Origin of the sequence: Ferrimonas gelatinilytica (genome assembly GCF_039544205.1) — a bacterium.
In the GTDB taxonomy this organism is placed as follows: Bacteria; Pseudomonadota; Gammaproteobacteria; order Enterobacterales; family Shewanellaceae; genus Ferrimonas; species Ferrimonas gelatinilytica.
In genome coordinates, this window is the sequence record NZ_BAABLF010000001.1 from 45547 (window position 1) to 60189 (window position 14643).

General features: G+C 62.4%; 10 protein-coding genes. 9 read left to right on the forward strand and 1 reads right to left on the reverse strand.

The genetic code is table 11. The features are described from left to right. The first annotated feature begins 2 nt into the window (after positions 1–2). The 5 genes from ABD997_RS00220 to ABD997_RS00240 all read left to right on the forward strand — a co-directional run bounded on the left by ABD997_RS00220 (position 3) and on the right by ABD997_RS00240 (position 5650). Positions 3–2114: a tetratricopeptide repeat protein gene (locus ABD997_RS00220; protein ID WP_345315013.1), complete on the forward strand. Its 2112-nt coding sequence runs from the start codon at positions 3–5 to the stop codon at positions 2112–2114. A gap of 191 nt (positions 2115–2305) precedes the next feature. Then, positions 2306–3664 carry a nucleotide 5'-monophosphate nucleosidase PpnN gene (gene ppnN, locus ABD997_RS00225; RefSeq protein WP_345315014.1) on the forward strand — a complete coding sequence of 453 codons (1359 nt, stop codon included), beginning with the start codon at positions 2306–2308 and terminating at the stop codon, positions 3662–3664. Continuing rightward, on the forward strand, positions 3661–4425 hold the full coding sequence (gene xni / locus ABD997_RS00230; RefSeq protein WP_345315015.1) for a flap endonuclease Xni: 765 nt from the start codon (positions 3661–3663) through the stop codon (positions 4423–4425). Before ppnN ends, xni begins: the two co-directional genes overlap by 4 nt. Next, positions 4422–5114, forward strand: coding sequence for an SDR family oxidoreductase (locus ABD997_RS00235; protein WP_345315016.1), 693 nt, complete (start codon positions 4422–4424; stop codon positions 5112–5114). Before xni ends, ABD997_RS00235 begins: the two co-directional genes overlap by 4 nt. Before the next feature lie 137 nt (positions 5115–5251). Further along, the gene (locus ABD997_RS00240; RefSeq protein WP_345315017.1) at positions 5252–5650 is read left to right on the forward strand and encodes a DUF3192 domain-containing protein; all 399 of its coding nucleotides are present in this window, start codon (positions 5252–5254) and stop codon (positions 5648–5650) included. 109 nt (positions 5651–5759) lie between these two features. Here the strand turns inward: ABD997_RS00240 and ABD997_RS00245 are convergent, their stop codons facing one another. After that, positions 5760–8480, reverse strand: coding sequence for an alpha/beta hydrolase family protein (locus ABD997_RS00245; RefSeq protein ID WP_345315018.1), 2721 nt, complete (start codon positions 8478–8480; stop codon positions 5760–5762). A 187-nt stretch (positions 8481–8667) separates the two neighbouring features. Here ABD997_RS00245 and ABD997_RS00250 point away from each other — a divergent pair, with 187 nt between their 5' ends. The 4 genes from ABD997_RS00250 (at position 8668) to ABD997_RS00265 (ending at position 14618) form a co-directional block, all read left to right on the forward strand. Beyond that, positions 8668–9672, forward strand: coding sequence for an isocitrate dehydrogenase (locus ABD997_RS00250; RefSeq protein WP_345315019.1), 1005 nt, complete (start codon positions 8668–8670; stop codon positions 9670–9672). Positions 9673–9925: 253 nt separating this feature from the next. Continuing rightward, positions 9926–12487 carry an efflux RND transporter permease subunit gene (locus ABD997_RS00255; protein ID WP_345315020.1) on the forward strand — a complete coding sequence of 854 codons (2562 nt, stop codon included), beginning with the start codon at positions 9926–9928 and terminating at the stop codon, positions 12485–12487. A gap of 2 nt (positions 12488–12489) precedes the next feature. Continuing rightward, on the forward strand, positions 12490–13284 hold the full coding sequence (locus ABD997_RS00260; RefSeq protein WP_345315021.1) for an outer membrane lipoprotein-sorting protein: 795 nt from the start codon (positions 12490–12492) through the stop codon (positions 13282–13284). Positions 13285–13331: 47 nt separating this feature from the next. After that, positions 13332–14618 (forward strand): hypothetical protein, encoded by a 1287-nt coding sequence (locus tag ABD997_RS00265; RefSeq protein WP_345315022.1) that lies wholly within the window; start codon positions 13332–13334, stop codon positions 14616–14618. The last annotated feature ends 25 nt before the right edge of the window (positions 14619–14643 follow it).

Genomic DNA, 14643 nt, shown 5'->3' on the forward strand with positions numbered 1-14643 from the left:
TCATGAGAGGGTTAGCCGCACTCCTGATGTTGATCGCGTTACCCGGCCTCTGCCTGGAGCCCGGGCGGTTTGTCGATGTCTGGCAACGACTGCCCGAGGATCCTCAAGGCATACTGCGTGACTTCGCGCAGCCGGCCTCCGACCCCACGCTGGAGAGTGAGCGCCTGCTGTTGCGTATGCACGCGCAGTGGCAGTTAGACAAAGACTATGATGCCCTGCCCGAGCAGTTTGCCAGGCTTAAGCAGCGGGATCTCACCCCCGTTCAACGGGGACGGCTGCTGCTGGCTGAGGGCAACTACCTCGGTGCCGTTAATAGCCAGTACGATACCGCCCTGACCCTGTTTGACAGTGCCAACCTGCTTCTGCTGGGTATGGTGGAGCCGGAGGCGCTTCGCCTGCATACCGAAGTGTTGGCCACCCAGGGCTCCCTGCTGGCTTACCTGCGCCGGAACGATGAGGCCATCGAGGTACTGAAGCAGGCCCAAAAGAAAGCGCTGCTGGCTAACGACCGACGCCAGCTCGCCCTGATCAAGCGCGATTTGGGTCGGGCTTACCGTTTCCTCGAAGAACTGGATCCCGCCATGTCCGAGTTTCAAGCCGCCCTGGCCCTGGCCGATGCGGTACCGGCCCCCGACTTCCCTGTCAAGATGACCATCGAGATCGCCAGGGTATTCAAGGCCCTGGGGCAACATGATGCCGCCATCTCGACCGCTAACAGCGCCGCCCAGGAGGCGGAGCGGATCGGCAAACCGTACCAGTTGGCACTGGCGCTGTCGGAGCTGGGATACAACTACGAAGCGCTGGAGAACATCTCCCGCGCCCTGCACTACCACATGCTGGCGCTGGACCAACTGCAGCAACTGGACTCCACCATCGGGGTGGCCCGCACCCGGCTCGATATCGCCCGGACCTACATCGATGCCGAGCAAACCGACAAAGCCCGGGTGCACCTTGAACGGGCCACCTCGGTGTTTGAGCAACGCCAGCACCAACGCTACCTGTTCCAGGCTCACTACCAGCAAGCCCGCCTCCAACTGGCCCAGGGTAACGCGGCCCAGGCACTGTCAGTGGCCACCCCCCTGCTGGCGCAGATCGATGAACGAACCTCGGCCAACGCCCATCGGGACCTGCTACTGCTGCTGGCCGAAGCCAATCACCAGAATGGGACCCACGAGCAGGGTTGGCACCAGCTGCGCAAAGCGTTCGAGATTCAGGCCGAGAGCCCCGGGAAAAAACGCACCGCCAGTGATGCCAATGCGCTTCAACTGCGTCAGCAATTGGCCCAGCAGGGCCAGCGCCAGCGCCAACTGGAGGCGGAACTGTCACGATACCGTCAAACCCGCGTCGCGGGCCTGACGACCATCCTCTGCCTGCTGGTTATCCTGGGCCTGGTGTTGCACCGGCAACGCCGCCTTACCAGCCGATACTGGCGCGCCGCTGCGGCCGCCACCGAAGACCCTGTCACCGGGCTGAACAACCGCACCGGCCTGATCACCGCCCTCGCCAACCAATCCCCCGCTACCCTGGTGCTGCTGCGATTCGGCTCCCTGCCAGATTGTGAGTTGACCCTGGGCCAGCGGGCACACCAGCAGGCCAGGCGCACCCTGAGCCAGCAGCTGGCTAATCTGGCGGGGGTGAGCCACCTGGCAGAGATCGCCCCGGGGCTGTTCGCACTGCAGCTGGATCCTAAGTGCCCGCTGGAACCCTGGTTTGAGCGCTTGATCGACGAAGCCCGGGGCTGGCCCACCCTCACCCGCTTCCTGCATCAGCCGATCACCCTGGGCGCCCTGCCCCACCCCTTCCAGCCCGGCGTGATGTTCCAGTTGTCTCCCCACGCGACCCTGGAACTGGCTCAGATGGCGTTGCAATCGGCCACCCTGACCGCAAAACAGTGCGAGCAGTCCCTCTATGTCCAGCTCAAGCCCCTGGCGCTCAATGCCCCCATGCTCAACCCAGACCATCTCTATGCCAGCGCCGCCAAGTGTATCCACAGTGGGGTCATCCGTTGCCAGAGTAACTATCAGGGGGAGTTGGAGATGGCACAGGAGACCTTGCCCGAAGCGGGGCAAAGCGCCACCCACCCAACGCGCCGTGACCCGGTGGAAGCGACCTGAGTCGGCAGCGACACCCGCCCGGTTAAGCGACATGGCTCGACTGCTATGATTGCCTTGCAGGGAAGTTTCGTCAGGGAAGCGGTGTGACCGCTTGAACTGCCCCTCGACGGCTCGGTGGCACCCCCTGTGGTGCCCCGCTCCAAAGACAGGGTCTCTGACCCGCGTTGGCGTTAGGCACGAAAGGAGGCCAAATGCAGATCCAGGTGCGTCCCCGGGGCAGCCTTGACCAGCTCTCCCAGCTCGAAGTGGAGCGGCTGCGACAAAATGCCGCCTCGGATCTCTACCAGCTCTATCGGAACTGCTCCCTGGCGGTATTGGCCGCGGGGATCCAGAGCGATGACAGCGAGGCCCTGCTGCAGCGCTACGCTGACTTCGAGATCCGCGTGTTGCGTCGTGAGCGGGGCGTCATGCTGGAGTTGACCAACCCGCCGCAGGAGGCGCTGGTGGACGGGAAGTTGATGCGCAGCATCCAGGAGCACCTGTTCTCCGTGCTGCGCGACATTCTCTACATCAATGACCGTTTCGAAAGCCTGGTCCACATCAACCTGACCAACGCCAAGCACATCACCAACGTGGTGTTCGAGATCTTGCGCAACGCCAAGGCGCTCACCACCGGCGGGAAAACCAACATGGTGGTGTGCTGGGGCGGCCACAGCATTACCGAACCCGAGTACCTCTACACCCGTGAGGTGGGGTTTCAGCTGGGCCTGCGGGATCTGAACATCTGCACCGGCTGCGGCCCCGGCGCGATGGAGGGACCGATGAAAGGCGCGGCCATCGCCCACGCCAAGCAGCGTAACAAGGACGGTCGTTTCCTGGGCCTGACCGAACCCTCCATCATCGCCGCAGAGCCTCCTAACCAGATCGTCAACGAACTGGTGATCCTGCCGGACATCGAAAAACGGCTGGAGGGGTTCGTTCGCCTGGCCCACGGCATCGTGATCTTCCCCGGTGGGGTGGGTACCGCCGAGGAGCTGCTCTACCTACTGGGTATCCTGCTGCACAGGGAGAATGCCGCCGAACCCATGCCCGTGGTACTCACCGGCCCAAAGGAGAGCCGCGGCTATTTCGATGAGATCAACGAGTTTATCGGGGCCACCCTAGGCCCCCGGGCGCAGTCCCGCTACCACATCATCATCGACGATGCGGTGGCGGTGGCCCGCTGCCTCAAGCAGCACACCACCAACGTCAAGGCGTTCCGGTTACAAACCGATGACTCCTTTGCCTACAACTGGCGGCTGCAGATAGAGCCGGAGTTTCAGCTCCCATTTGTCCCCAACCACCAAACCATGGCCAACCTCGCCCTCCACGCCGACCAGGAGCCGGCCCAGCTTGCCAGCAGCCTGCGCAAGGCGTTTTCCGGCATCGTCGCCGGCAACGTCAAGGCCAGCGGGATCCGTGCGGTCCAGACCCAGGGCCCCTTCAAACTCACCGGCGATCCCAACCTGATGCGTCGCATGGACAACCTGCTCAAGGCCTTTATCGACCAGGGCCGGATGAAGCTGCCGGGCACCACCTACCACCCCTGTTACGAGATCCAGACCGGATGACCGTCCACCTCCTCCTTATTGACGCCCTGAACCTGATCCGCCGTATCCACGCCACCGCGCAGGATAACCCCGAAGCGCTCCAGGAGCGCTGCCTTGCTGCGGTTAACAAGGCCCTGCGCCAGCACCGCCCCAGCCACGCCATCCTGGTTTGGGATGGGGGGCACCAAAACAGCTGGCGCAAAGAGCTGTATCCGGACTACAAGGCCCACCGAAAGCCGATGCCGGAAGACCTGGCGGCCCAGTTACCCACCCTAAAGCAGCAGCTGAATGCTCTCGGTGTTGGCTCGGTTGAACTGCCGGATATCGAGGCAGATGATCTTATCGCCACCATCGCGGTCAAGGTGGTCAACCACGACGGCCAGGTGCTGATCCTCTCCACCGACCAGGGGTTTGGCCAGCTGCTGCGACCGGGGATCCGGCAGTGGGACCACTTCGAGGGGCACCCTATCGACGCCGACCGGCTGCAGCAGAAGCTTGGGGTCCGGCCGGAGCAGCTGCTGGAGTTCTGGGCATTGGCCGGCGACAGCGGCAATGGGATCCCCGGTGTCCCCGGTATCGGAAAAAAAACCGCACAAACCCTGCTGGCCGAACACGGCTCGCTGGCCAACATCTTCAGCGAGGGCGCCGTTGTGGGCAAACTGGGGGAGCGGCTCGCCAACCACAAGGCACAAGCCCGCCTCAGTTACGCCCTGGTGCGACTTCGACAAGACCTGACACTGAATCTCAACCTGGCTCAATTTCGACTCAAGGAGAACCTATGACTCAGACTGTACTGATCACCGGCGCCAACCGCGGCATCGGCCTCGAATTCACCCGCCAGAGCCTGGACGCAGGCGACCAAGTGATCGCCTGCTGCCGGGCACCGGAGCAGGCCCAGGCACTGGAGGCCCTGGCCGAACGCTTTCCTCAACAACTGGAGCTGGTAGGGTTGGATCTGGGCCAGCCGCAACAGTTGACGGCACTGCAACGCTACCTGGGGGAGCGCCGGGTCGATCTGCTGATCAGCAACGCCGGTGTTTACGGGCCCAAGGGACTGGCACTGGGTGAGTATTCCGCCGAGCCCTTTGCCGACATCATGCAGGTTAACGTGCTCGCCCCGCTGCTGCTGGTCCAGGCGCTGCGGGACAACCTGGCCCCCGGAGCCAAGATCGCCCTGCTGAGCTCGAAGATGGGATCGGTCACGGACAACACCAGTGGCGGCGCTTACTTCTACCGAGCCTCCAAGGCGGCCCTCAATGCCATAGGTAAGAGCCTGGCCATCGACCTGGCCGATGCCGGCCACCCCGTGGTAATGCTGCATCCGGGCTGGGTACAAACCGACATGGGCGGCCCCAACGCCCTGATCGATACCGAGCAATCCGTCTCGGGGATGCGACAGGTGATCGACGGGCTCACCGAGGCGAGCAGCGGAGGCTTCTTCAGCTTCGATAGCAGCCCTATCGCCTGGTAGACGCAGTTTCCAGCAGCATGTACTGCGGTTGCGTCCAGGATGGTCGGCAACCGCTGTTTTTTCCCACCAGCCGTTGCGTCACGACAACATCTTGTTAACCTAAGGCTAAGATGATTGCTTCAGAGGCCAACTCCCCCATGAAACCGCATGCCAAGCGCTCCCGAGTGCTCCCCCTAATCCTTGGCCTCGTTGGCGCTTACGTCCTCTTCGTGGTGGTGGTCGTGCTCCTCTGGGAGCCCGGTAACGGTGGGCCCGACGATCTGGACTGGGACGACCGGCAGCGCCACAACGTGGCCACCATGGCCCAACTTGAACTGGGGATGACCCGCAGCGAAGTGGTCACCCTGCTGGGCAGCCCGGATTTCAGTGAGGCGTTTGAAGATGGCGACGGCCACAACCTGCAGATCCTGCGCTACCGGACCCACCGTACCAAGGGCGACGGCCTCACCACCCTGGATGAAACCACCCCGTTACTGTTTCAGGATGACCGACTGACCGCCTGGGGCAACACCGCCCTGTCAGCCGTAACGGACTAGACGCGGCCTCTTACCGAACCGCCGACGCTCCCCCCTCGCCAACAGCAGGCACAAAAAACGGCCCCATCGGGGGCCGTTTTTTGTGCCTGGTCTGTCTGGCCTAGAACCCCTACTCCTTGGGATCCTCAGGACTGTAGGGCACACCATCACGCCACCAGTGTGGGGCCGGTGCGCCTTTGAGGGTGTGGTTAAAGAACGCCATCATCTTGAGACTGTAATCCAGTTTGTTGGGGTACTTCTTCAGATGGTGTGGTTCATCCTCGTACTGCAACATCACCACCGGCTTGCTGAGGCGGCGCATCGCCAGGTAGAGCTCTATCCCCTGCTCCCAGGGCACCGCATCATCCCGGTCACCGAACATGATCACCATGGGAGTGTTGATCTTCTCTGCGTGGAACACCGGACTGTTCTCGATATAGAGCTCCGGCGCCTCGTACAGGCTCCGACCGATGCGGCTCTGACCCGCCTCGTACTGGAACTGGCGGCCAAGGCCGCTGCCCAGACGGATGCCGGTGTAGGCGGAGGTCATATTGGCAACCGGAGCGCCGGTCACCACCGCCTTGAACATGTCGGTCAGGGTTACCAGCTGGGCGCTTTGGTAGCCCGCCCAGGAGTGCCCCTGCAGACCCACCGCATCGGGATCGGTGATCCCCATCCGGATCAGGGTTTCCACCCCGGGGATCAGCGCATCCGCGGTTGAACGGCCCGGGTGGCCGATCTCAAAACGCACATCCGGCAGGAACACCGCGTACCCCTCACTGGCAAACCAGGGAAAATTGGGCCTGTGGTTCAATGCCATCTGCGGGAACTGGTGCAGGCGATCGCTCATGAAGCGATAGAAGTAGACGATGGTGGGCAGGGGGGCGCTGCCATCATAGCCCGGGGGGGTGATCACCACGCCGCTGAGCACCTCCCCCTTACGAGAACGCCAGCTGATCCGCTGGGCCCGGCCCCAATCGAGGGTTTCCAACTGCTTACCGAGATGGCTCACCTGCTCCAACTGCCCCTGCCAGCCCAGACTGCGCTGCAGATCCGGGTAACGATCGTAACGCTCCAGGGTAAAGAGGGCGGCATCACTCCCCTTGGCCTTGGTAACAAAGCGGTAGCGCTGGGACCCCCTGAGCCAAGGTTCCATCGTTTCAGTGGCCACGGTGTAGCGGGCCAGCCCCTCCTCCCGGGTCACTTCGTTGTGGCGATGCAGCAGCAGCGGCACCTGGCTCTGTGCCCAGCGCGCCTCAGGATCGCTCTCCACCACGCGGAAAATCTCCTGCCGGTCCCGTCCCTCGGTGAGGCGTGTCAGCTCCCCGCCCCGAGCCTGGAAAACGTCGTACTTGTCATACACCAGAGCGCCCTGGCCAGGCTCCAGCCAGGGACCCATGCCGTAGCCCGGTGCCGGGCTGGGATAGTCATGATCCTCGTCGGCGAACCCCTTGCCCAGGGTGACAGTACGGTTGGCCTTGATGTCGTGCCACTTCAACGCGCCGCGGACATGCCAGATCACCGCCTCATCATGGGGCGACAGGCTGGGCTCATCCGCTTCCAGCGTTTGCTCCACCAGGCGCCGACGCTGGCCGGTGCGCAGATCCACCAGGTACCAGTCCCGGTAGAAACCCGCCCAGGAGATCATCTTGCGATAGAGCTGATCGCTGTGGGCCAGCAGGTAGCGGGTGTTGTCCGCCAACTGCAGATCCGGCACCAGGGGATCCGTCAGTTGAATGAAGAGGTCATCATCGAGGTGCCAGACGCCCTGGTACTGGCGCTTAAACTCCTCGTCGAAGCGGTTCTGCTCATTGGGCTTGATCCGTTCATCATCGCCATGCCAAACCTGCACCTGCCGGTGGGCCAGCAAGGTTTCGCTGTCCCTGAGCGCCTTGTTGTCCGCATAGGGCTCCGGTGTCCGAACCTCGGGACGCCGGGCCTGCCGTCCGATAAAGAGACGCTCGGCATCACGGGAAAAGGTCAGCTCGCTGAACCCGGACACCAGGTAGTCGGCGTGGTTAAGATCCTGCCACTGCAGATCCTCATCGAAGTAGTAGGCCACACGGTGCTCCCGCTGGCGCTTGGGCACGGCGTCATCACCCCAGGTAAAGGCCAGGTGGCGGCCATCACGACTGAGCGCAAGGTCACCGCTGACCCCAGAACTCTCCTGCCAAACCAGGATCGGGTTGAGATCCGAGTCCAGCCGATAGATACCGTTACCCGCTGACTCACCGGTGGCAGTGCTGAACGCGATACCGAAACCGTCGGCGGCAACCTCGAGGTGGTGGACCCGTTCAAAGGTTTTGTTCAGGCTTCGCTTGAGGTCGCGAATCATCAAGCGACTGCCCAGGGTCGGCGCGGGTTCGTTGTCACTCTCCGCTTTCTCCTCGCCTGGCGCGTCCGTCGCCTCATCGGCCTCATGCCAGACCAGCAAAAAGCGCCCATCGTGGCTGAACTGGGCGGACTTAACCCGTTCGAATCTCAGCTGCATACCACTGCGACTGTTTACCAGTAAGCGTCCACTTTTTAGTGCCTTACGCTCCTTTTTATCGGCGTTCTCCCGTTCGAGCAGCGCAGGGGGCGTGACAAAAAGGGCGTAGGCACCGTCAGCGGACAGTTGGGGGTCGGCCGCGCGAGGCAGAGTGAAGGTATGGCCATCGCCCCGGCGCAGGTAACCCACGGGGTCCCCCCGGTCTGGCCTTCCCACGTAGGCCACCACCTCACCGTTGTCGCTGAGCACCGGGGCTTCGAGCGTCTCGAACGCCATGATCGCCTCCGGTGTGACCGGCGCCGCCGGGGCCGTGATCACCCAACCGGCCCAGAGCACTGCGGCCAGAATCAGTTTCTTCACCATACTTCCTCTCAAATCGTCCATTTGTTGCGCCTTACCCTATCCACCGCTTACAGCACGGGTTGAAAAGATGTAGACTTAGCGCCGCATCATGCTAACAAAGCCCCCCAACCTCTGTCACAGATGCTTGCGATCAGGGATAAGAGGGGCATGGAAAAATATCACACCAACGCGGAAGGATGCGTGCATGTCTACCACCATTACTGTGATCCCCGGTGACGGGATCGGGCCCGATATTGTCGACGCCACCCTCAAGGTCCTGGATAAAGCCGGTTGTAACTTTACCTACGAATTTGCCGACGCGGGCCTCACCGCACTGGAAAAACATGGTGAACTGATCCCCCAGCAAACCCTGGATCTGATCGAGAAAAACAAGGTGACCCTGAAAGGTCCCCTGACCACCCCCATCGGCGAGGGCTTCACCTCCATCAACGTCAGCCTGCGCAAGACGTTCAACCTCTACGCCAACGTACGCCCAGTGCTGTCACTCAAGGGCACCCGTGCCCGCTATGATAACGTGGACATCATCACTATCCGCGAAAATACCGAAGGGATGTACTCCGGCATCGGCCAGAAGGTCTCCGAAGATGGCACCATCGCCGAAGCGATGAGCGTCATCACCCGGGAGGGTGCAGAGCGGATCTGCCGCTTCGCCTTTGAACTGGCATGCAAGGAGGGTCGCAAGAAGGTGACCTCCGTGCACAAAGCCAACATCATGAAGTCCACCTCCGGCCTGTTCCTGAAAGTGGCCCGCGAAGTGGCCAAGGAGTTCCCCGAGATCGAGTTCGAAGAGATGATCGTCGACGCCACCTGCATGAAGCTGGTGATGGACCCGAGCCAGTTTGACGTCATAGTGACCACCAACCTGTTTGGCGATATCCTCTCCGACCTTTGCGCCGGCTTGATCGGCGGCCTGGGCCTCGCGCCCGGTGCCAACATCGGCACCGATGCGGCGATCTTCGAAGCGGTTCACGGCAGTGCACCGGACATCGCCGGTCAGGATCTGGCCAACCCCACCGCTCTGATCCTCGGTGCCGTCCAGATGCTGGAGTACCTGGGCATGGCCGAGCAGGCGGGCAAGATCCGCGATGCGGTTCGCGACACCATCGCGGCCGGCGAGTGCGTCACCCGCGACCTGGGCGGTAACGCCGGCACCCAGGCGTTCACCGACGCCATCCTGGCGCGCCTGTAAGCAGGCCCGCACCGATACCAAGGGAGCCTTAACGGCTCCTTTTTTTATCTCCCTTCCGATACTTAAAGGCCTATGCTGCTCCCGCTCCGGGACAGGCCCGATTCGACGCTGAAACCCTCGCACCACTTTCTTCCACCTCCCGACACTGCCTGGCCCATAATTAAATTAGGCATCACTAATTCTTGTAAATTAGAAAAGGCTAATTTATGCTTAGCTCAACTACATTAGATTTGCCTTATATCCTGGAGCCCCCATGAGATCTCAGGTCATTCGCTTTGCTACCGAGCACCCCAGACGCGTCTTCGCTGCGATTCTGGCGCTGGTGATCGCCACTGCAGCGCTGATCCCCAATATCCAGATCGACACCGATCCGGAGAACATGCTCGCCCACGACGATCCTGCCCGTGTTTTCCACAACCAGGTCAAGAGCGACTTCACCATGTACGACAGCATCGTCGTGGGCGCCATTGCCGATGGCCCGGACGGGATATTCACCCCGCGCTCGCTCTTGGCGCTGCACACCCTGACCAGCGAGATCCTCAAGCTCGACGGCGTTGTTCCCGGCGAAACCCTGGCCCTCTCTACCTCGGACAACATCACCCAGGGCGCGCCCGGCACCATCCGCTTCGAGTACCTGATGCGTCAGGCTCCCCAGACCCAGGCCGCGGCCGCCGCCATCGGTGAAGCGGTGGCCCGCTTGCCGCTGCTGGACAACACCCTGGTCTCCGGCGACGGCAAGGCCGCGGCGATCTACGTCCCCCTCTACCACAAGGAGGACAGCTTCGAGGTGGCCGAGCAGATCCGCGCCCTCATCACCACCCTGGACTCCGACGATCACTACCACATCACCGGCCTCCCAGTAGCGGAGAACCAGTTCGGGGTAGAGATGTTCGTGCAGATGGCGATCTCCGCCCCCATGGCCGGCGCGATGATCTTCGCCCTGATGTGGTTCTTCTTCCGCAGCGTCCCCCTGGTGGTCGCCCCGATGCTGGTGGCGATGGCCACGGTGATCGCCACCATGGGTACCCTCATCGGCATGGGCTTCACCGTCCATATCATGTCTTCGATGATCGCCATCTTCCTGATGCCCATCGCAGTAGTGGACAGCGTTCACATCATGTCCGACTTTACCGACCGCTACCGGGCCGGTGATGATGCCAAGGCGGTGATCAGCGAGGTGATGGAGGACCTCTTCAACCCCATGTTGTTCACCTCCGTCACCTCCGCCGTCGGCTTCTACTCCCTGATGCTGACGCCGATCCCGCCGGTGCAGATCTTCGGTGCCTTCGTCGGCAGCGGGATCCTGCTGGCGTTCCTGATCAGTGTCCTGCTGGTGCCCGCTTACGTGGTCCGCCTGAAACCCGCCACCCTGGACAGCATGCAGGCGAGACTGCATGGCGAGAGTGAGCACAGCGGTCTGCTGGCCCGCACCCTGCCCAGCCTCGGCCGCTTCGCCATGAACAAACACAAAGCCCTGCTGATCGGTGCTGGGGTGATCCTGCTGGCCTCCCTGGCGGGGATCAGCCGGATCCAGATCAACGACAACCCGGTGCGCTGGTTCAAGGCCGATCACGACATCCGCATCGCCGACGAGGTACTCAATCACCACTTTGCCGGCACCTACGATGCGTGGCTGGTGCTGCAGGACAACAATGCCCTGCTGGACAGCACCACCCGGGAGACTCTGGCGCAGAACCTGGCGGCGGTAGGCATCACCCTGTCCCAGGAAGCGCTCACTCCTCAGGCCATCGCCGACCTGCTCACCGAGCTGGATGACCGCGCTTTCAGTGCCGAAGATGACGCCACCCTGGACGCCATTGAGGCCGCCGTTGCCCAACTGGAGCCGTTGGCCGAGCAGAGCCGCCGCTTCCTGGACCCCAAGGTGCTCAGCTGGATGGCCGGCTTGCAGGCGGACCTGCAGCAAAGTGGCCTGGTGGGCAAATCCAACGCCCTGCCGGACATCGTCAAGACCGTTAACCGTGAACTGCGCTCCGGCAAGCCGGAAGACTTCGTCCTGCCCGGCAGTGCCGCCGGCGTGGCCCAGACCCTGCTTCAGTTCCAGTCCTCCCACCGACCGGACGATCTCTGGCACTTCGTCAGCCGCGACTACCGTCAGAGCCTGATCTGGCTGCAGCTCACCTCCGGTGACAACCAGCACATGAACCAGGTGGTGGCCCGGATCGACGACTACCTCGACGCGCACCCGCTCCCACAGGGGCTGGAAGCACACTGGGCGGGCAAGGCTTACATCAACGTGATCTGGCAGGATGCCATGGTTAGCGGCATGGCGGGCAGCCTGGCCTCCGCCTTCGTCATCGTCTTTATCATGATGGCGCTGCTGTTCCGCTCACCGCTCTATGGCCTTATCGCCATGCTGCCGTTGACCCTGACCATCGCCTTCATCTACGGCCTGGTGGGTTGGCTGGGTAAGGACTACGACATGCCTATCGCCGTCCTCTCGGCGCTGGCGCTGGGGCTGTCGGTGGACTTTGCCATCCACTTCCTGGAGCGGACCCGGGCGATCCACAAGGAGACCGGCTCCCTCCCGGTGACCCTCAAGCTGATGTTTGAGGAGCCGTCCCGGGCAATCAGCCGCAACGCCATCGTGATCGCGCTGGGATTCACCCCGCTGCTGCTGGCCCCGCTGGTGCCCTACATCACCGTGGGCGTGCTGATGGCCTCCATCATGGCGGTGTCCGCCAGCGTCACCCTGCTGCTGCTCCCGGCGGCACTGACCCTGCTGCAGAGATGGGCTCTGCCAACGCCGTCCGGCAAGCAGGACGCCACTGCTCCTCAATCGAATTCAGGAGAATGATGATGAACACCCCGATCAAAAAAACACTTATCGCCCTGTTGGCCATCGGCAGCACTCTCACTGTCCAGGCCAGCGAACTGAGCGCCGAGCAGATCATCAACAAGGCCAACCAGGCCTCCTTTTACGCCGGAGACGATGGCCGCAGCCAGGCGCGGATGAAGATCATCGACGACCAGGGCCGTGAACAGCTGCGTCAGTTCACCATCCTGCGCCGCACCAAGGAGGCACTGGGGGATCAGCAAATGCTGGTGTTTTTCTCCCGCCCCTCCGACGTGCGCGGGACCGTGTTCCGGGTGGAGAAAAAGATCGCCAGTGATGACGACCGCTGGCTCTACCTGCCGGGGCTGGATCTGCTGCGCCGGATCAGCGCCGGTGACAAACGCACCTCCTTCGTGGGCAGTCACTTCTTCTACGAGGATGTCTCCGGTCGCAATCCCAGGGAGGACAGTTTCGCCCTCGTAGAGGAGACCGACGAGCACTACGTCATCGATGCCACCCCGAAAGACCCGGGCAGCGTCGAGTTTACTCACTACCGTGTCTGGATCGACAAAACCACCTTCCTGCCAATGAAGGCGGAGTACCGTGATGGCCAGGACAATCTCTATCGTCGGGTTTCCGTGGCCAAGGTGGAAACCGTGCAGGGCCACCCCACCGTGGTGCGCTCCAAGGTGGAAGATCTGCGCAGCGGCGGCGCCACCCTGATGGAGTTTCGCGGCGTTGAGTACGACCTGGGCCTGCCGGAGTCCATCTTCAGCGAGCGCAGCATGCGCACACCACCCACCCAGTACCTGCGCTAAGCGGTATCACTTTTGGTAGCGAGGAGTTGGTCAAGATGAAAGATCCCATGAGCCCACGACTTGCCCTGATGCTGGCACTGTTCGCTCCGCTGGCGTGGGCAGGCGACGATTGGGGGGACGATGAGTGGGGCGACAACTGGGAGGAGGCCAGAATCTCCCCCTGGCAACGGCCCAGCGGCTTTATCGAACTGGGGGCCGGCTACCGGCTGCAATCGGATGGCGCCGGACTGCCACGCCAGACCTTGGGCGAAGCCCGGGGCCGGTTCGAAACCGGCTATCGTAGTGACAAGATCCGGGGCGATCTGCGGGCTGACCTGCGTTACGACGATGTGGTCGAGGGTTGGCAACTGGACATTCGCGAGCTCACCATCGGCTTTGCGGCCGGGGATCACACCGACATCAAGGTGGGCCGCCAGGTGCTGACCTGGGGAACCGGTGATTTCCTGTTCTTGAACGACCTCTTTCCCAAGGATTGGCAGGCGTTCTTTTCCGGTCTGGACGATGAGTATCTCAAGGCACCCACCAATGCCATCAAAGTCAGTTACTTCGGCCCGGGTCGAGCCAACTTGGATCTGGCGTGGATCCCGCGTTTTGAGAGCGACAACTACCTCAGCGGCGATCGCTTCAGCTTCTACAATCCGGTGATCGGCGGCCCGGTGGCCCCGGGGCTGGATGTGGATGAACCCAGCGACGATGCCCTGGCGGCCCGTATTTTCGGCAATGCGGAGGTCGGTAATGCCCGAACCCTGGAGTGGGCGGTCTACGGCTACTGGGGGTACGGCGGACAGCCGGAAGCGGTGGATAGTCAGGGCCGGCCCGATTTCGCCCGGCTCAACAGCCTGGGTGCCAGCATGGTGCTCCCCCTGGGCGCCGGCCTGTTCAACCTGGAGGGCGCCTGGTACGACTACAAAGATCAGGATGGCGACAACCCCCGCCAGCCGGCGGATAAGCTGATGCTGCTGGCTGGATACCAGCAGGAGCTGATCACCAACCTGACCCTGGGCGTTCAGTACCAGTTGGAGCACCTGAGGGACTATGGGCAGTGGCGTGACGTTCAACCCTATCCGGAGACCCTGGCGGATCAGAACCGTCACCTCACCACGATGCGACTGGATTACCGGGCGATGCAGGAGGCCCTGGTGCTCTCGCTGTTCGCCTTCTACAGCCCCAGTGACGAAGATTTCTACCTGCGCCCCCAGGCCAGTTACCGATTGGACGACAACTGGTCTTTCGCCGCTGGCTTTAACCTGCTGGGAGGGCAGGAGGACCACACCTTCTTCGGCCAACTGGCCGACAACAGTAATGGCTGGTTGCGGGTACGCTACAGCTATTGACCGGTAACGGGGTTGGACTGCACAC

Excerpts from the sequence above, each read along its gene's own strand:
- ABD997_RS00220 (WP_345315013.1), top strand. The coding sequence starts at position 3 with ATGAGAGGGTTAGCCGCACTCCTGATGTTGATCGCGTTACCCGGCCTC.
- ppnN (WP_345315014.1), top strand. The coding sequence starts at position 2,306 with ATGCAGATCCAGGTGCGTCCCCGGGGCAGCCTTGACCAGCTCTCCCAG.
- xni (WP_345315015.1), top strand. The coding sequence starts at position 3,661 with ATGACCGTCCACCTCCTCCTTATTGACGCCCTGAACCTGATCCGCCGT.
- ABD997_RS00235 (WP_345315016.1), top strand. The coding sequence starts at position 4,422 with ATGACTCAGACTGTACTGATCACCGGCGCCAACCGCGGCATCGGCCTC.
- ABD997_RS00240 (WP_345315017.1), top strand. The coding sequence starts at position 5,252 with ATGAAACCGCATGCCAAGCGCTCCCGAGTGCTCCCCCTAATCCTTGGC.
- ABD997_RS00250 (WP_345315019.1), top strand. The coding sequence starts at position 8,668 with ATGTCTACCACCATTACTGTGATCCCCGGTGACGGGATCGGGCCCGAT.
- ABD997_RS00255 (WP_345315020.1), top strand. The coding sequence starts at position 9,926 with ATGAGATCTCAGGTCATTCGCTTTGCTACCGAGCACCCCAGACGCGTC.
- ABD997_RS00260 (WP_345315021.1), top strand. The coding sequence starts at position 12,490 with ATGAACACCCCGATCAAAAAAACACTTATCGCCCTGTTGGCCATCGGC.
- ABD997_RS00265 (WP_345315022.1), top strand. The coding sequence starts at position 13,332 with ATGAGCCCACGACTTGCCCTGATGCTGGCACTGTTCGCTCCGCTGGCG.